The 17,077-nt window shown below is 57.4% G+C and carries 13 protein-coding genes; 9 read left to right on the top strand and 4 right to left on the bottom strand.

The genetic code is table 11. From position 1 onward, the window contains the following. Together ABD76_RS20870 and ABD76_RS20865 are read left to right on the top strand one after the other, a co-directional pair. Positions 1-346, top strand: a 346-nt coding sequence (locus ABD76_RS20870) for a transposase (RefSeq protein ID WP_197253583.1), incomplete at its 5' end; no start/stop codon positions are given. A gap of 121 nt (positions 347-467) precedes the next feature. Beyond that, complete coding sequence (locus ABD76_RS20865; protein WP_197259042.1) at positions 468-944, top strand: hypothetical protein; 477 nt, start codon at positions 468-470, stop codon at positions 942-944. Positions 945-1,138: 194 nt separating this feature from the next. On the opposite strand, the gene ABD76_RS20860 is transcribed toward ABD76_RS20865, so the two are convergent. Both ABD76_RS20860 and ABD76_RS20855 read right to left on the bottom strand, forming a co-directional pair. Continuing rightward, positions 1,139-1,516, bottom strand: coding sequence for a permease (locus ABD76_RS20860; RefSeq protein WP_197259041.1), 378 nt, complete (start codon positions 1,514-1,516; stop codon positions 1,139-1,141). 41 nt (positions 1,517-1,557) lie between these two features. Continuing rightward, positions 1,558-2,664 (bottom strand): MGDG synthase family glycosyltransferase, encoded by a 1,107-nt coding sequence (locus ABD76_RS20855; protein ID WP_197259040.1) that lies wholly within the window; start codon positions 2,662-2,664, stop codon positions 1,558-1,560. Between the two features lie 212 nt (positions 2,665-2,876). Here ABD76_RS20855 and ABD76_RS20850 point away from each other — a divergent pair, with 212 nt between their 5' ends. The 5 genes from ABD76_RS20850 to ABD76_RS20830 all read left to right on the top strand — a co-directional run bounded on the left by ABD76_RS20850 (position 2,877) and on the right by ABD76_RS20830 (position 13,825). Continuing rightward, positions 2,877-3,449, top strand: coding sequence for a TetR/AcrR family transcriptional regulator (locus ABD76_RS20850; protein ID WP_197259039.1), 573 nt, complete (start codon positions 2,877-2,879; stop codon positions 3,447-3,449). Between the two features lie 444 nt (positions 3,450-3,893). After that, positions 3,894-6,086: an Ig-like domain-containing protein gene (locus tag ABD76_RS20845; protein ID WP_197259038.1), complete on the top strand. Its 2,193-nt coding sequence runs from the start codon at positions 3,894-3,896 to the stop codon at positions 6,084-6,086. Positions 6,087-6,314: 228 nt separating this feature from the next. Then, a complete protein-coding gene (locus ABD76_RS20840) occupies positions 6,315-7,166 on the top strand; it encodes an EamA family transporter (protein WP_197259037.1) in 852 nt (283 codons plus the stop codon). 392 nt (positions 7,167-7,558) lie between these two features. Further along, on the top strand, positions 7,559-12,187 hold the full coding sequence (gltB, locus tag ABD76_RS20835) for a glutamate synthase large subunit (RefSeq protein WP_197259036.1): 4,629 nt from the start codon (positions 7,559-7,561) through the stop codon (positions 12,185-12,187). A gap of 117 nt (positions 12,188-12,304) precedes the next feature. After that, the gene (locus tag ABD76_RS20830) at positions 12,305-13,825 is read left to right on the top strand and encodes an MFS transporter (RefSeq protein WP_197259035.1); all 1,521 of its coding nucleotides are present in this window, start codon (positions 12,305-12,307) and stop codon (positions 13,823-13,825) included. 212 nt (positions 13,826-14,037) lie between these two features. Here ABD76_RS20830 and ABD76_RS20825 read toward each other — a convergent pair whose 3' ends face one another. Then, a complete protein-coding gene (locus ABD76_RS20825; protein WP_197259034.1) occupies positions 14,038-14,250 on the bottom strand; it encodes a hypothetical protein in 213 nt (70 codons plus the stop codon). Positions 14,251-14,550: 300 nt separating this feature from the next. Continuing rightward, positions 14,551-14,919, bottom strand: a complete 369-nt coding sequence (locus ABD76_RS20820) for a helix-turn-helix domain-containing protein (protein WP_197259033.1) — start codon at positions 14,917-14,919, stop codon at positions 14,551-14,553. 708 nt (positions 14,920-15,627) lie between these two features. Between ABD76_RS20820 and rfbC the strand changes: the two genes are divergently transcribed. Continuing rightward, a complete protein-coding gene (rfbC, locus tag ABD76_RS20815; RefSeq protein WP_197259032.1) occupies positions 15,628-16,197 on the top strand; it encodes a dTDP-4-dehydrorhamnose 3,5-epimerase in 570 nt (189 codons plus the stop codon). Positions 16,198-16,201: 4 nt separating this feature from the next. Next, entirely contained in the window at positions 16,202-17,074 is an 873-nt protein-coding gene (gene rfbD, locus ABD76_RS20810) for a dTDP-4-dehydrorhamnose reductase (RefSeq protein WP_197259046.1), read from the top strand. The last annotated feature ends 3 nt before the right edge of the window (positions 17,075-17,077 follow it).

Below are 17,077 nucleotides of genomic sequence, written 5' to 3'. Positions count from 1 at the left end.
CCGAAACAGAGCTAAACGGATTCAGCTAACGGGTTCTTACCGTCATCTGCAAAAGTTACGAACCCGCTGTGAGCATGTGTTTGCTGAAAGCAAAGTTGCGCATGGCATGGATCGTGCACGGAGCCGCGGACTCGACTGCATGCAAGAACAGGCGCTACTGACGGCGATCGTTCAAAATCTGAAAAGACTATGCCGGTTTGGGAAAAAGCGATCTCGAACTGGTATGTCGGCATGCCAAAAAACGAAATCCGTGATGACAGAGGCGTTGTCACGCCTACTCATTTCAGCGCTGGCTGAGTTGTTTTACTCGTTTTGCATGTCCATCAGACGGCTACAACTGCACTAATTCACCGGACTTTTAAAGTTGAAGCAACTTCGAATAATGATGTGTTTACAACTGTCGATTTGAATAATGTAAGTGTCGAACAATCTAATGAATTGGACTCGATGAAATTACCACTTATGACATGGGTTCAGTAAGAGATGGTATTTTCAGCGGCGGGGCAATGATAACGTACTTAGGGAAAACCTCTAGCGGTAAAGAGTTTAAATATATATATCGAACGATTTTTAGATGGGATAATCGGCCAATTAATTTTTATGTTGACACCATCAGTACAGCATGGCAAAGTCACACCACACGTGTAGATTATAGTGGATTATACCAGTATGATTATGGAAATAGTATTTTTGAGCCTGGTTTTTCATCGATTGATGTGAGTTCAGTTTATGGTACAAGAGGATACATTGATATTAACGACCATAATGATGGTCCCCACTACGGCTGGCTTCAAAATGAGGTCCGCATTCCTACTAGGCATGATCTAGAAACTGGAATGTTTGCCTCAGCTTATGGTCATTCTTGGCTCCCTGTAAATAACGTTACATTAAATATAGGTATAAAATATAGGTATAGCCGGAATTACATTTTCTGGTTTTGGTGATAAGTGGTATTGGGATAGCACTTTTACAATCGGAAAAGGACATTAATTAATAGTTTATAGAAGTTATTTTAAGCAAACCAGCCTCAGACCCTTACTCCGTCTGAGGTTCAACTGTCGACAGTGTGAAAAGAGGCCCCACAGGGCCTCTTTTCTCGTTCGCGATATCATTCGCGCATGTGGATATGATCGGCAGGTTACTGGAACTTGGGCGGTTCCTTCTTATGCTCGTCGATGACCGGCATCGTCCGGTACTTCTTCGTGCGCGCGAGCCGGACCGCTCCGTAGGAACTGGCGGCGCCGAGCGGGAGCAGCAGCGCAATCGCCACATATTGAGGCGTCGCGGTCCCTGCCACGACATAGGCAATAACGAGAACCATGAGCGGCGTGTAATCGAGATAGCGGACAAGCCAGTGCCGCCGTCCCCAACGGCTCTCCACGACGCCGAAGCAGATGAAGCCGGCAATAATCAGCGCGGCGAACAGGAAGGAATTGGTTATCCAGCCGAGCGTCCTGGCGAGCAGGGCCAGTCCAATGATAATATAGCCTGCGAACCCTACCGGGGTGAACATCATAATCGAATCATTCCTTTATCTTCAGTATGGCGGATGCTGCTTCAGAGCAAATCAATGACGGCGCGCGGGCAGCGGTCCGGCTTCACCGCCGGAGAAGGCTCGAGCTGCCGCTTCTGCCGAAGCGTCTCGTAGTGTTGACTCAAATCATGGAACCAGCGGTCGATCGTCTCCCTCGATTCAAGCAGTTCGCCGAGTCCATGCTCGATGAAGAAGTCGCAGTTCTCCTCCTCCTGCCCCGGAATCGGCGCATGAAAGAGCATCGGGATGCCCTTCATCATCCCTTCCGTGCAGGTCATGCCTCCCGGCTTCGTAATAAGCAAGTCGGAAGCGTCCATCAGCATCGATACTTCCTGCGTGTAACCGAATATCCGGATATTCGGATGCTGGAAGATCGGATCCTGTTCGATCCGGTGCATCGCCTTCTCATTGCTTCCCATGCAGAGGAGAAGCTGAATCTGGTCCCGGTACTTCGTCATATAACGCAGCAGCTCCTCGTCCAGAGCGAGTCCCCAGCCTCCGCCCATCAGCATGACGGTCGGGAGCGGCTTCAGGCCGAGCCGCTGCTGCGCTTCCGCTTGCGGACAGCGCTGCCAGAACTTCGGGTGGACGGGAATGCCGGTAACGATGATATGCTCGGGGGAAATGCCCCGTTGGATCAGCTTCTGCTCCACCTCGGGTGCCGAGACGAGATATTTGCTCACTTCCGGGGTGATCCAGGTGCCGTGCGCATCATAGTCGGTTATCAGCGTATACAAAGGAATGTCGAATCCGGCCCGCTTCAGGCGGGAGACGACGATATTGGGAAACGGATGAGTGCAGACGATGGCATCCGGCCGCAGCTGTCTGATAACATGAGAAGCTTGCGTATAGAATATGCGATGCAGAGCCGATTGCGTAACCCGGTTCAATGATTTTTTATATTGCTTGCGGTAGAGCAGGCCGACCAGCTTCGGAGATACGCTCACCGTCTTGCGATAGGCCGCAAAAATTAAGGGAGCGACCGTTGGGTTCAAAAATTTGCCCAGCTCCATGACGCGGGTCTGCACTTCCGGCGCCAACTGCCTAATCCCGACGGACAATGCATAGGCTGCCTGCGTATGTCCGGTTCCGAAGCCTTCGGACAACAGAAGAATTCTTTTCTTTCGCATATTCTCACCTACCCTCATTATAACCGGAAAATGAAAAGGAAGCATCTTATTGCATACGGAAATGTCAAGGGGCAGACGCGGTCCCGGAAGCTGTCAAAGTTGAAAACAGGGCCGATTTATGCTATGTTCAATATTATAAAGGAAATGACCGAAAAATTATATTGGTCATTTAGTCATATCAGCCTCCCGTCGGGGGGAAGGAGGCGGAGTACATGTCCGTTGACCGCCGTAAGCTCATCGTAGATGCGGCTGCCCAATCCTTTGCCTTGTTCGGCTATAAGGCGACCACGATGGATCAAGTCGCCAAGATTGCCAAGGTAGGGAAGGGGACAATTTACACGTTCTTCACGAACAAGGAAGAACTCTTTGATGAAATTTTACAACAGTTAATTATGGAAATGAAAGGGATTGCCGACCGAGAAATTCAGGAAGACAAGCCTTTCTTCGACAATCTGTATCGCGTTCTTGATCGGGTGCTTGAATTCCGGGGCCGTCATGAGCTGGCCATCAAGCTCTCGCAGGAAGTTCGAGACTTGGGCACGCCGATGGCCCGCGAGGCGATTCAGAAGCTGGAGAACGAGCTGCTCACCTACATTGAGCGCCAGGTGCGCTTCGCCATGGAGAAGGGCGAAGTGAAGGGGCATAACCCGAAGATTGTCAGCTTCGTCATGCTGCAGATGTACAAGGCGCTGACGACGGAATGGAACAAGCTGTACGATCCGCTTGACAAGGAAGAGATTAAGTACCATTTCCGGCTTCATTTTATGGAAGGGCTTGCTCCGTAAAATCGGCCGGCTACTATAGAGGAGATACCCGGTCTGCGGCTGACGAGGCTGCCGGCCGGGTATCTTTGTGTGGTTCCGCCGGGGGCAGGCGGGAGCCTCGTTCCTATGCGAACGCATCTTCGACATAGACATACGGGAACAAGACATACGGGCGGGTCCCGCCAGCCTGCGGACGGAGAGGACTCCCGATCCGAGCATAGACTAGCGAACAGCCCCCGCGGATAACCTGACGTGTGCCGCGGTTTTTTTGCTGTGAAATGATGCGGAATGCGTCCGATGATGGCCTCTAAGCGGATGGATATAGGAAAGAAGCCCTAAATCCAAAAACGGGGCTTATATTTTTATGCCATGAGGTAACATTTTGGCGTCTTTTGTCCGTTATATTAACTGTCAGTTAATTTGTCTATTGAGTGCAAAGCAAGGCGGGAAGGGAGAAGATAACGAGTGAACCCAACGTGGAAAAAAACATCGTGGCTCAGCATCGTGTTGGTATGCGCGCTTGTGATCGGCTTGCTGCCGTTTCATGGGGTGGCTAGCGCAGCGGACACGGTAACCGACGTCCACTTTGAATCTGATGTATCGCCGATCCATGTCATCGTGGAGGGGCAGTCCGTTCAATTGAAGCTGATCGGCACGATCAAGGGAGAACAGAAGGATGTGACCGGCATGGCGGACTGGAGCTCCTCCAATCCGAGCGCGGTCACGGTAGACGCGGGCTGGGTAAAGGGCGCCGGGAAGGGGACTTCGGAGATTACGGCGAAGTACCAAGGGTATACCTTGAAGAAGACGGTCGTCTCCAATTATATGTATGATGAATTGAGCGTACGTTCCGCAGCCACCGGCGTAGATATCGACAAAGAAACGACTCTTTACCTCGGGATGAAGCCGAATTGGAAGGCGTTTGCTTTTGACAAGGATGGAAATACGGAGAACGATGTGACCTCCGACGCTTCCTGGACTTCTTCCAATTCGAGCGTCGTCGAAGTGAACAAAGGCAAGCTCACGCTGAAGGAAAAGGGCGAAGCCGAGATCACGGTGAAGTATAAAGGCTTAAGCAGCAAAATCAAGATTAAGGTCGAGCTTCCGTACGAAGAGCTGACCTTATCTCCGGACAAGCTGATTGAATTCGAATTCGGCGATGCGGCGGTCAACGTAATCGCGAAGGCGAAGACGAAGGATGGCGATCTGGAGAATGTGACTGATAAGGCGGATTGGTCGACGAGCGACAGCGGCGTCGCGGAAGTGAAGGACGGTTCCGTCAAGCCGATCGGCGTCGGCACGGCTACGATTACGGCCACTTATCTGGGCGCGGCGAAGTCGGTTACGGTCGTCGTGCGTCCATCGTACCAGGCGATGCGCATCTCGCCGGACAAGAAGCAGACGATGCTCCTGGGCGACGAGCCGCTCCAGGTGCAGACATTCGTGCTGAACTCGGCGGACACGCAGGAAGAGGTCACGCATCTTGCGGAATGGACATCGAGCAATGTGATGGCGGTGACGGTCGAACAGGGCCGGGTCTATGCCAAGGCAGCAGGATCGGCGACTGTGACAGCGAAGTACAAAGGACTGTCCAAATCGGTCGAGATCAATGTCATTCCGGCGATTGAGAAGCTGAAATGGTCGGAGGAAGACAAGGATAAAGATAAAGACGGCATCCGTAAAATGGATATTTATATGGAAGAATCCCAGAGCCTGCCGAAGGTAAGCGCGGTTACGCTGGGGGGAGAGACCGTAGATGTATCCGATCTGGCGGTATGGACAAGCTCCAATCCGGGCGTCATTTCCATTAAAGATGAGAAGATGAAGGCGGAGAGCCGGGGAACGGCGACTCTTACCGCGACCGTCCGCGGTCATGAAATCTCGATGGAAGTGACCGTGATGCGCAAGGCGCTCATTCTACAGTCCAACACGACGGAGATGAATATCGTGGCGGGACGCGAGCAGGCGGTCCCGGATGTGACGGTCATCTATATGAACGGGGATGAGGAAAATATCACCTCCGAAGTGAAGTGGGAGTCGAGCTCCCCGAATCTGCTTGTCGTAAATGGAAAGATCAAGGGACTGGTGGCAAGCAAGGTGACGTTGACCGGAACCTATGCCAATGTCAAAATATCGGTCAAAGTTACCGTTGAAGAAGAGGTCGTCCGCTTCGAGATTGAACCGCAGCAGGTCACCTTGAATGTGAAGAAAAGCCAGAGCATCAAGGTAACGGGCTACTACAAAAACGGAAAGAAGATCTCGCTCGGATCCAAGGTGGGTTGGAAGTCGGACAATGAGAAGGTAGCGACGGTGAAAGGCTCGTCCGTCAAGGGCGTCGCCATCGGCAGCACGCTGCTGACCGGCGAGTTCCAGGGACAGAAGCTGGAAGTGCCGGTGACGGTGAAGCCGAAGCTGACGAAGCTGATAGCCGAGCCGGGCAGCTTGAAGCTGACCGCCGGCCAGAAAGCGAACTGGAAGGTGAAGGCGATCTACGACACCGGTGAAGTCCTTGATGTCACTTCCTCCGTCACGTTCGTGCCGTCCAACACGAAGGTGAAGGTAGAGCGGGGCAGCGTGCAGGGCGTGTCCAAAGGCTCGACCAGCGTAAAGCTGAGCTTCGAGGGCAAGAGCACGTCGCTGCGTGTCAGCGTGAAATAAAGCAAACATGCACGGCCTGCCGGCTTCCTGAGAAGCGGCAGGCCTTCCGTATATGACGGGCCAGCCTCGGCGTGGAAGGAAAACCGCATGCCGGCGTTTTTACATTGGCAGCGGATTCAAATCCCGTCTTGTCGTTCACGGCAGATGTGATACAATAGCATTATTTCATGGTACCGGACTATTCGTCCCTGGCCAAGGGATGGCGACACGAAAGAAGGAACGCAAAACATGATGGTATATGGCCTCTTGCTCGTCATTGCATCCGCATTCACGCATGCGTTGTGGAACTTATTCGCCAAGCGCAGCCTGCACAAGGAATCGTTCTTGTTCTCGCTGCATGCGGTTGCCACGGTTTTGTTTTTGCCTTTTTTTATCCGCGATCTGATCGTGATGAACTGGACATGGGGACATGCGCTGCTGCTTATCGTCTCCTTCCTGCTCCAGGGAACCTATTTGTATCTGGTGTCTCAGGCCTACAAAGCAGGCGAACTGTCGCAGGTGTATCCGATGATGCGGGGGACGGCCGCGCTGCTCGTGCCGCTCGTCAGCGTCTCCCTATACGGCGAGAGCATGTCGGTCACCGGCTGGATAGGGTGGAGCCTGATCGTAGGAGGGCTGTTCGGCCTGAGCGGCATGCTTTCCGTGAAGCAGAAGGATAAGTCGTGGTGGATTGCGCTTGCCCTGACCACCTCGGTCGGCATGTGCACCGCGGCATACACCTTGACCGACAAAGCCGTCGTCGAATTTTTCAGCCCGCTGGGGCTGATCGAGATTTCGAACATCGGGGCCGTTATCTTCCTGGCTCCTGCCGTGAAGAGGGCCGGGCTGCTGCGGCGCGAGTGGCGGGAGAACTGGAGCACGATCGGACTCGGCGCCATTATTTCGCCAGGCTCTTATCTGCTCTTCCTGTTCGCGATGACCTTGGGGCCGCTGGCTCATCTGGCACCGATACGCGAATTCAGCATTGTTATCGGTACCCTTCTCGGGTATTGGATTCTGAAGGAGAAGCAGGGCAAGAAGCGGCTGGTCGGATCGACGATTGTCGCGGCCGGAATGGCCTTGATCAGCATGTGGGGCTGAGCGGGACAAAATCGATAGCAGAATATTTTCGGAGACTGTGTCTTTCGCAAAACGGGAGGCGCAGTTTTTTATTCAGTTACATGAATAAAAATTCAATTTAAACAGGAAATGATTAGTAGTATTCTTGTGAATTAATTAATAATATGTAGGATTGTGCAAAATAATTATCAATGGATGCAAAACGGTAACAAGGGTGTTCCTGCATGCAAATTTAGTGTTGAATAGTGATAATATAGGCTTTATCCCGCTATCCGAAGAAGTTATCGGATCCATAAAAACATTCAATTGCTCTAAAAAAAACATGATGATAAAATGATGAAACAATACAAATGCATAAATATGTGATTTCGTATGTACAGAATACATTTTCATCAAGAAAGGACGGTGCCCTCATGAAGCCGAATGGTTTCCCTCGACAGCAAGGCTTGTATGATCCCCAATTCGAAAAAGATGCATGCGGCATGGGCTTTGTCGCTCATATCAAGGGCAAGCGGTCCCATGATATCGTCCGGCAAGCGTTGGGCATGCTCGTCCGGATGGAGCATCGCGGCGGCCAAGGCAGCGAGCCGAACACCGGGGACGGCGCAGGAATCATGCTTCAGCTTCCCCATCCATTTTTCGCGCAAGCGATGGCCGCGCAAGGAGTAGAACTCCCTCCCCCCGGAGACTATGCCGTCGGCATGCTTTTTCTCTCCCGGGATGAAGCGGTTCGTGCCGGACAGGAGGCGGATCTCGGCAAGCTGATTGAGGAAGAAGGCCAGACGCTGCTCGGCTTCCGGACGGTGCCGGTGAATCCGGACGGATTGGGAGCCACCGCCCTCGGAGCGATGCCGTGCATCCGTCAAGTTTTTATCGGCCGCGGGAAAGCGCTGCGGGAAGGAGCGGGAAGCCCGCTTGACTTCGAACGGAAGCTGTATGTGATCCGCAAACGGGCGGAGCGCACGATTCGTTACGCGGCCGGCGCAGGGGACGGCGCGATGTATATCGCGAGCCTGTCCAGCCGCACGATTGTGTACAAAGGAATGCTGACGACGGAGCAGCTTGGCCGTTTTTATTTGGATTTGCAGGAGGAGTCGCTGGATACGGCTCTGGCGCTCGTTCATTCGCGCTTCAGCACGAATACGTTCCCGAGCTGGGAGCGGGCCCATCCGTACCGTTATATGCTCCACAACGGGGAAATTAATACGCTCCGGGGCAATGTCAATTGGATGAATGCCCGCGAGAAGCAATTCGAATCCGAGGCGTTCGGCGTCGGACTCGAGGAGGTCCTCCCGGTCATCCAAGGGGACGGCTCCGACACGGGCATGTTCGACAATGCGCTGGAGTTTCTCTATCTCGCTGGCCGGCCGTTGTCCCATGTCGCCATGATGATGGTGCCGGAGCCATGGGCCAATGACGAGCGGATGGACGAGGCGAAGCGGGCGTTCTATGAATACCATAGCTGTCTGATGGAGCCGTGGGACGGACCGGCCGCGATGGCGTTCACCGACGGGGTCCAGATCGGGGCGATCCTCGATCGAAACGGGCTGCGCCCTTCCCGCTACTGGGTGACGAAGGATGACGTGATTATTCTCTCTTCGGAGACCGGGGTCGTCGACATCGCGCCGGAGCAGGTGCTCCGCAAGGATCGCCTCCGTCCGGGACGGATGCTGTTGGTCGATACGGAGCAGGGCCGGATCATTTCCGATGAAGAGGTGAAATCCGCTATCGCGGGGGCACAGCCGTACCGGCAGTGGCTCGATGAGCATCTCGTCGATCTGGAAGAGGTGCCGGAAGCCCCGCGGATGCCCGCGCCGGAGCATGTGAGCGTGCGCCGCCGCCAGCAGGCGTTCGGCTACACGTTCGAGGATCTGCGCAAGGTGCTGGTGCCGATGGCGTCCAGCGGGGTGGAGCCGATTGGCTCGATGGGCTATGATGCGCCGCTGGCCGTGCTCTCCCGCCGTCCCCAGCGGTTGTACAACTATTTCAAGCAGATGTTCGCCCAGGTCACCAATCCGCCAATCGATGCGATTCGGGAAGAAATCGTGACGGCGACGGGCACGACCATCGGTCCGGAGCGGAATTTGCTGGCGCCGGGGCCGGAGAGCTGCCGCCAGATCAAGATCGAGAATCCGATATTGTCGAACGAGCAATTCGCGAAGCTGCGGCATATCCGCTTGCCGGGCTTCCGGGCGATCACGCTGCCGATCCTGTTCACGGCGTCCCGGGGAACAGACGGTCTCCGTGAGGCCCTTCAGACGATGTGCGAAGCGGCGGATCGGGTCATTGCGAAGGGGCATAACCTGCTTATCCTGTCCGATCGCGGCGTCAGCGAAGAGGAAGCGGCCATTCCGGCCCTCTTGGCGGTATCTTGCCTGCATCACCATCTCATCCGGCAGGGAACGCGGACCAAGGTCAGCCTGCTGCTGGAATCGGGCGAGCCGCGGGAAGTGCATCATTTCGCGCTGCTGCTCGGGTACGGCGTAAGCGCGATCAATCCGTATCTGGCGTTCGAATCGATCGAGGATATGATCCGGGAAGGGCTGCTCGCTGGCGTCTCGCCGAAGCAGGCTGTGAAAAATTATCGGAAAGCGGCCATCAAAGGCATTGTCAAAGTGCTGTCCAAAATGGGGATCTCGACGATCCAATCGTACCGCGGAGCGCAAATCTTTGAAGCGGTTGGCCTCGATCAGGCGTTCGTGGAGCAGTATTTTACCGGAACGCCGTCCCGCATCGGGGGAATCGGAATCGAGGAGGTTGCCCGGGAAGCGCTGCAGCCGCATGAGCGGGCGTTCGCCGCGGCGGAGCATCGCGACCGGACCCTGGATCCAGGCGGCGAGTACCAATGGCGGCGCGACGGGGAGGAGCATCTGTACCATCCCCGCACGATCCATGCGCTGCAGCAGGCATGCCGCAACGACGATTATGCGCAGTACAAGATTTATTCGAAGCGGGTGCAGGGCGAGGGCGAGCGCCATTACACGCTGCGATCCTTACTGGAGCTGAAGCCGAACGGCCCTGCGGTTCCGCTGGAGGAAGTGGAGCCTGCCGAGAACATTTTGCGCCGCTTCAAGACGGGGGCGATGTCGTTCGGCTCGATCTCGAAGGAGGCGCATGAGAGTCTGGCCATCGCGATGAACCGGATCGGCGGCCGTTCGAACTCGGGCGAAGGGGGCGAGGACCCGGCGCGCTACGAGCGGGATGGGAACGGGGACTCCCGGCGGAGCGCGATCAAGCAGGTCGCATCCGGGAGGTTCGGCGTCACCTCGCAATATTTGGTCGAGGCCGATGAGATTCAGATCAAGATGGCGCAGGGCGCGAAGCCGGGCGAGGGCGGACAGCTTCCGGGGCGCAAAGTGTATCCGTGGGTCGCGGAAGTGCGCGGCTCGACGCCTGGCGTCGGACTCATCTCGCCGCCGCCACATCATGATATCTATTCGATCGAGGATCTCGCGGAGCTGATCTTCGATCTCAAAAACGCCAATCCGCGCGCCCGCATCAATGTGAAGCTCGTCTCGGAAGCGGGCGTTGGAACGATCGCCGCCGGGGTCGCCAAGGGCAAGGCCGATGTCATCCTGGTCAGCGGCTACGACGGCGGCACGGGGGCGTCGCCGCAAGGCTCGATCCGCCATGCGGGTCTGCCGTGGGAGCTCGGCCTGGCCGAGACGCATCAGACGCTGCTGCTGAACGGTCTGCGGGAGCGCGTGGTGCTGGAGACGGACGGGAAGATGATGACCGCCCGCGATGTTGCGGTCGCCGCGATGCTCGGGGCCGAGGAGTTCGGCTTCTCCACTGCGCCGCTGGTCGCGCTCGGCTGCGTCATGATGCGGGTCTGCCAGCTTGATACATGCCCGGTCGGGGTCGCGACGCAGAATCCGGAGCTGCGCAAAAACTTCAAGGGCGACCCGGAGCATGTCGTGCGCTTCATGCGCTTCATCGCCGAGGAGCTGCGGGAGCTGATGGCGGAGCTTGGCTTCCGCTCGCTGGAGGAGATGATTGGCCGCACCGATCTGCTGCAGGCCAGTGCGGACATGCAGCGCCATGAGAAGCTGCGGCATCTGGATCTGTCGCCGCTCCTCCATCGCCCGATGAGCGCCGCAGGGACCGGCGCCGCGGACGGCAAGGAAGCGATGGCGGAGCGGAAGGAGCGGGAGCTGGCCGCGACCCTCGATGCCCGGGAGCTGATCCCGCGCGCCAAGCTGGCGCTGGAGCACCGCCATCCGGTGGAAGGGGTGTTCGCCATCTGTAACGAGGACCGGGCGACCGGCACGCTGCTCGGCAGCGAGATTACGCGCCGCCATGGCGCCGCCGGCTTGCCGGAGGACACGATCCGGTACAGCTTCCACGGCTCGGCGGGGCAGAGCTTCGGCGCGTTCGTGCCGCCTGGCGTGACGCTGACGGTCGTGGGCGACTGCAACGACTATGTCGGAAAAGGGCTGTCCGGCGGCAAGCTGATCGTGCAGCCGCCGGCGGAAGCGACGTTCCGGCCGGAGGACAATGTCATCATCGGCAACACGGCGCTGTACGGGGCAACGAGCGGCGAGGCGTATATTCGCGGTGTGGCGGGCGAGCGGTTCGCGGTGCGCAACTCCGGCGCCGAAGCGGTCGTCGAGGGCGTCGGCGATCACGGCTGCGAATATATGACCGGCGGAACGGTCGTCGTCCTCGGCCCGACCGGACGCAACTTCGCGGCCGGAATGTCCGGCGGCATCGCCTATGTGCTCGATCCGGAACGCGTCTTCGCCGGACGCTGCAATCTGGAGATGGTCCTGCTGGAGCGGCTGGATTCGGAGGCGGAGGAAGAGCAGATTCGCCGCATGCTGGAGCGGCATGCGGCCTACACCGGCAGCGTCCTTGCCGAATGTCTGCTGGCGCGGTGGGAATTGACGCGCCAGCAATTCGTCCGGGTCATTCCGAAGGATTACAAGCGGATGCGGGAGCATATCGCGCTCGCGGAAGCGTCCGGAATGACGGGCAAGGATGCGCTGCACGCGGCTTTTATGGCCAATGTAAAAGATTTAACACGTGCCGGAGGCAACTAAAATATGTTACGATAGCCTTGTTTCGCAGTGCGGTCCTCCCGGAGGGCCGGCGGCGGAACAAGGCTATTGCCCGTTGGCGGGAAGGCCTATCTTCCGGGGAACTGACGGTGAATCTGCATGAAACTGATGCCGCGCGGCATGATGAGCAAATATACAGGGGAAATGAAAGTATTTATTTGGGCCAGCATGATCAACTCGACCGGCGGCGCGCTGATGTGGCCGTTGACGACGCTGTTCGTGCATACGCAGTTGAACCGGTCGCTGGCGGATGCGGGCTTTGTCATTTTAATGCAAATGATGGGCGGATTTTTCGGCCAACTGCTGGGCGGGGGGCTGTATTACCGCCTCGGGGTGCGGAGGCTGCTAATCGGCGCGCTGGCCGCCACCTCGCTGCTGCAGCTGTCGCTGGTCGTGACGGCGCATGCCGACTGGTGGCTGTACGTGACGACGATGACGGTGCTTGGCCTGACCAACTCGGCCTCGATGCCGGCGATTCAATCGTTCGTCGGCTTCCGCTGGGCGGATCGGCGGGAGGAGCTGTTCAACGTCATCTACGTCGGGAACAATGTCGGGGTCGCGCTGGGCACGGCGCTGAGCGGAGTGTTGGCGGATATCTCCTTCAATCTGACGTTCGCGCTCAACGGGCTGACGTCCGCCGGCTTCGCCCTGTTCTTCTACCGCTTCCTGCGGGGACAGAACGAGGAGGCGGCTGCTGCCGGCGCCGTGAACGGAACCGCGGGAACGACGGTGAATGGCACGTCGGTGAATGGCACGCCGGTGAATGGCACGTCAGTGAATGGGGCGACGGTGAATGGAACGTCAGCGAATGGAGCGCCGATTAATGGAGTGACAATGAATGGAGCGCCAATTAATGGAGCGACGGTGAATGGAGCGCTAATTAATGGAGCAACGGTGAATGGTTCGATGGCGGATGGAGCGTCCGTGAAGGGTAACCCTGCGGATGGAGGCAACGGGGGGGCGAAGGCGGCTGCCGCCCGCGCCCAACGGGGCGTCCTGCCGGAGCGCAGTCTGTGGGAGAAGCTGTCCGCCTACCGGATCTATCTGTTCATGTCGGTAGGCACCTTGTTCATCTGGCTCGCCAATTCCCTCTGGGGCACCGGGGTGGCGCCGCATATTGCGGATCAAGGGATGAACTTCTCCATGTACAGCCTGCTGTGGACGCTGAACGGAGTCCTTATCTTCGCGGCGCAGCCGATCACGACGTGGATGAAGCGGACGATCGCGGCGCCGTTGACGTCGCAGTTGACCTGGAGCGCGATCTTTTACGGATTGGCGTATGTCGTCATCTGGTTCCTGCCCTTCTACAGCGGCTTCCTGCTGGCGATGGCGCTCGCCACCTTGGGCGAGATGCTGGTCTCCCCGGCGGTGCCCGCCTTCCTGGCGGCCCGGGCGGGGCGGGAGGCGCCCTTCTATATGGGCGTGTCCGGGGGAATTGCTTCCATCGGGCGCATGATCGGCCCGTATGTGCTTGGCCTGACCTATGATCACGGCGGCCTCGACGGGGTATCGTTCATCTCCGTCCTCATCGCGGTGCTGGCCGTCCTTAGCTTCGTCACGCATGCGGCGATGCAGCGCAAGGAGCGTTCTCCGCAGCATGACATGATGATGCACGGTTAAGGCAGAGAACAAGCACAGCTTTACAAACTTAACTTGAGGAACGTAGCTGAACATACCTTTACAAACCTATCTTAAGCAGCATTGGTTAACTCACTGGGACATCCCCGTCTGAAAGGCGGGGGTGTCTTTTTTATATCTTACCATGTGCATAGTCTGTTCTTTTGGGTCCGCTGTTCTACGTATGATGCACCGAGGAGAGCAATCCTGCAATTTTACAGCATTTTACCGCTATACAGGGGCTTTTCAGTACGATTCCTGCGAAAATACAGGATTTTCGTCCATTCTATCCCACTCCAGACGATAAGAGGGAAAATTGATGTACATTTGCAGCATTTTTGTTTTTGAAAAGCGGGTATGGCACCAATGCTGTAATTTTGCAGGATTTTTGCAGCTCCTGAAGGGGGCTCGCTGCGGCCTTGGTTCATCTCTAACTAGCGTGCCTCCTGCCTGCCCTGGCTTTGATTGGTCACTGCACTATCGGGCTTGCTCACTGGCTTTGATTGGTCATGCACTATCGGGCTTGCTCACTGGCTTTGATTGGGTCACTGCACTAGCGGGCTTGCTCACTGGTGTGATTGGTCACTGCACTAGCGGGATTAGCTCCTGTCCTAGAGTGATTCGTCTCTGCCTTGGCGGGGGTTCTTCCTGCGCCCGTGTGGTGTGATTTGTTCCTGTACAGGCGTGATTTACCTTGCATCAGTGTCAATCGCCCCTGGTCGTCCGTCCTACCGCATCATCCGCTCCGCCCGCACGAAGGCGACGAACCGGCGCGCCTCCTCGTAAGTCAATGGCTCCCCGTCCACCTCGAAGCGAAGGCGGCTCAACGCCGCCGGATCCGACAGCTCGATGCCGGGGGCGGCTTCAACTGGCTCTGAATCCGGCCGAGTGCCCCCGCGAGGAAGCCGGCCGATCAAATAATCAACCGAGACGCCGAATAGATCGGCGGCCCGTATCAAGGTGTCGAAGTCAGGCTTGCGCCGGTTCTTCTCATAATGCGACAGAGCCGCGCGCGTAATCCCGAGCTTCTCCGCCATCTCTTCCTGCGTCCAGCCGCTGCGCTCGCGCAACTGTCCCAGGCGGTTTCCCAGCTCCATAGTGTTGCCCCTCCTTTGCTTTGGATACATATGCCCCGTCCGGTATGCGGCTCCGGAGATGGGGGCGAGATGAAACGGCGCCGTTCCAACGCTCCGGCCAGACGTGCGGTCCCCATTGAAGGGTCCGTCTTTTGTCCGCCAGGGTCCGTCTCATTATAGGCCGGTTGCGTCCGGGGCGCAATGAGTAAGCGGTCCCGGCTTGGCTTGAGTCCTAGCTTGGCTTGAGTCCTAGCTTGGCTTGAGTCCCGGCTTGGCTTGAGTCCCGGCTTGGCTTGAGTCCTAGCTTGGCTTGAGTCCCGGTTCGGCTTGAGTCCTGGCTTGGCTTGCGGTCCCGGGTTGGCTTGCAGTCCCGGTCTGGCCTGTTCGGGGACCCTTCCCCGCGTACAAGGCGCGCTTCAGGATGCACCGGCTTCCGAATGGCACAGCCCTTCGAAGCCGTACGGAGAACGGTGGCCGGTTACCGGATCATCGGCTCTGCACAAGAGTCTCAACGCGCTGAGACCGTCCGCAGGCCCGGGATCATCGTTCAGGATCCGCGGGCATATATATGAGTAGACGTTGCTATAATTCCAGCTATACAGACGCTGCGTTGCGGTTCTGCATAGGATGAGGACATAGGTATTCCAGCGCGCTCGGCGAGGCGTCCCGCGATAGGGCGCGGCCAAGCGGCTGAATCGTCCGATTCGTCAGAACAAGGAGTTGGGATGGATGAAAATCGTATCTACGCCGCTGGACGGCGTTTTGATGTTGGAACCGAAGGTGTTTGAAGACGGCCGCGGCTTTTTTATGGAAAGCTATCATCGCGAAAAATGGGAGGCATCCGGTATTCCGCAAACGTTCGTGCAGGATAATCATTCGCTCTCTGCCCGGGCCGGGACGATTCGCGGGCTGCATTATCAGTTGGAGCCGATGGCCCAGACGAAGCTGGTGAGGGTTCTCGCCGGCGCCATCTATGATGTGGCGGTCGATATCCGCCGCGGTTCTCCGCGGTTCGGTCAATGGTTTGGCGTGATTTTGAGCGCGGCCAACAAGCGGCAGCTCCTTATTCCGCCGGGCTATGCCCACGGCTTCTGCACCTTGGTGGATGATACCGAGGTGATGTACAAGGTGGATGCCTACTACGCTCCGGAATGGGATCGGGGAATCCGGTGGGATGATCCCGCCATCGGAATCCCGTGGCCGGCATCGAATCCGATAATGTCGGACAAGGACAAGGTGATGCCGCTGCTGGAAGACGCCGAGACGTTCTCCCTGTCCAGTCTGGAGCGAGGTGGGTGAGATGATGAATCAGGGAGGGATTGTACTCGTTACCGGAGCGGAGGGACAGCTTGGCAAAGATATGATGGCGGTGCTCCGCCGCTACGGCGTGCCGGCCCGGGGCTACGGCCGCCACGAGCTGGATGTGACGGATGCGGAGGAGGTGCTGCGGGTGTTCCTGCGGGATCGGCCATCCGCCGTCATTCATGCCGCTGCTTATACGAAGGTGGACGAAGCGGAGCTTAACCCGGATCTGGCGTACCAAGTCAACGCCTTCGGCTCGCGCAATGTCGCGGCGGCTGCGAGTCAGGTCGGCGCGAAGCTCGTCTACGTCAGCACGGATTATGTGTTCGACGGCCGGACGACGAAGCCGTACACCGAGACGGCCCGCACTCGCCCGATCAATGTATACGGCGCGTCGAAGCGGGAAGGGGAGCGGTTCGTCCAGCTTTTGCAGCCGTCCTCCTTCATTGTTCGCACGTCGTGGGTATATGGGCCGCATGGCAATAACTTCGTCAAGACGATCCTGCGTCAAGCGGCGGTCCAGTCGGAGCTGAAGGTGGTGCACGATCAATCGGGGTGCCCTACGTATACGCTCGATCTGGCCGAGATGATCTTGCGGCTGCTGCGGACGAACCGCTTTGGAACATATCATGTCACGAATGCCGGGATTTGCTCCTGGCATGAATTCGCGCTTGCGATTATGGAGGAGGCGGGGTTGTCCGTCAAGGTGCGTTCCGTGCCGACATCGCAATTTCCCCGTCCGGCCCGGCGGCCGTCTTTTTCGGCCCTGGAGGGATGGGCGCTGCGCTTGAACGGCTTTCCGCCGATGCGCCCCTGGCGCGAAGCGCTGGCGGATTATTTGCGCCGCTATGCCGCGGGCGGTCCGATTCGCTAGGAA

It is taken from the genome of Paenibacillus dendritiformis, from assembly GCF_015845845.1.
In the GTDB taxonomy this organism is placed as follows: Bacteria; Bacillota; Bacilli; order Paenibacillales; family Paenibacillaceae; genus Paenibacillus_B; species Paenibacillus_B dendritiformis_C.
Note: the sequence above shows the minus strand (reverse complement) of the source record. Positions and strands in the feature narration are given on the sequence as shown.

Excerpts from the sequence above, each read along its gene's own strand:
- ABD76_RS20865 (WP_197259042.1), top strand. The coding sequence starts at position 468 with ATGGGTTCAGTAAGAGATGGTATTTTCAGCGGCGGGGCAATGATAACG.
- ABD76_RS20860 (WP_197259041.1), bottom strand. The coding sequence starts at position 1,516 with ATGATGTTCACCCCGGTAGGGTTCGCAGGCTATATTATCATTGGACTG.
- ABD76_RS20855 (WP_197259040.1), bottom strand. The coding sequence starts at position 2,664 with ATGCGAAAGAAAAGAATTCTTCTGTTGTCCGAAGGCTTCGGAACCGGA.
- ABD76_RS20850 (WP_197259039.1), top strand. The coding sequence starts at position 2,877 with ATGTCCGTTGACCGCCGTAAGCTCATCGTAGATGCGGCTGCCCAATCC.
- ABD76_RS20840 (WP_197259037.1), top strand. The coding sequence starts at position 6,315 with ATGATGGTATATGGCCTCTTGCTCGTCATTGCATCCGCATTCACGCAT.
- gltB (WP_197259036.1), top strand. The coding sequence starts at position 7,559 with ATGAAGCCGAATGGTTTCCCTCGACAGCAAGGCTTGTATGATCCCCAA.
- ABD76_RS20830 (WP_197259035.1), top strand. The coding sequence starts at position 12,305 with ATGAAACTGATGCCGCGCGGCATGATGAGCAAATATACAGGGGAAATG.
- ABD76_RS20825 (WP_197259034.1), bottom strand. The coding sequence starts at position 14,250 with ATGAACCAAGGCCGCAGCGAGCCCCCTTCAGGAGCTGCAAAAATCCTG.
- ABD76_RS20820 (WP_197259033.1), bottom strand. The coding sequence starts at position 14,919 with ATGGAGCTGGGAAACCGCCTGGGACAGTTGCGCGAGCGCAGCGGCTGG.
- rfbC (WP_197259032.1), top strand. The coding sequence starts at position 15,628 with ATGAAAATCGTATCTACGCCGCTGGACGGCGTTTTGATGTTGGAACCG.
- rfbD (WP_197259046.1), top strand. The coding sequence starts at position 16,202 with ATGAATCAGGGAGGGATTGTACTCGTTACCGGAGCGGAGGGACAGCTT.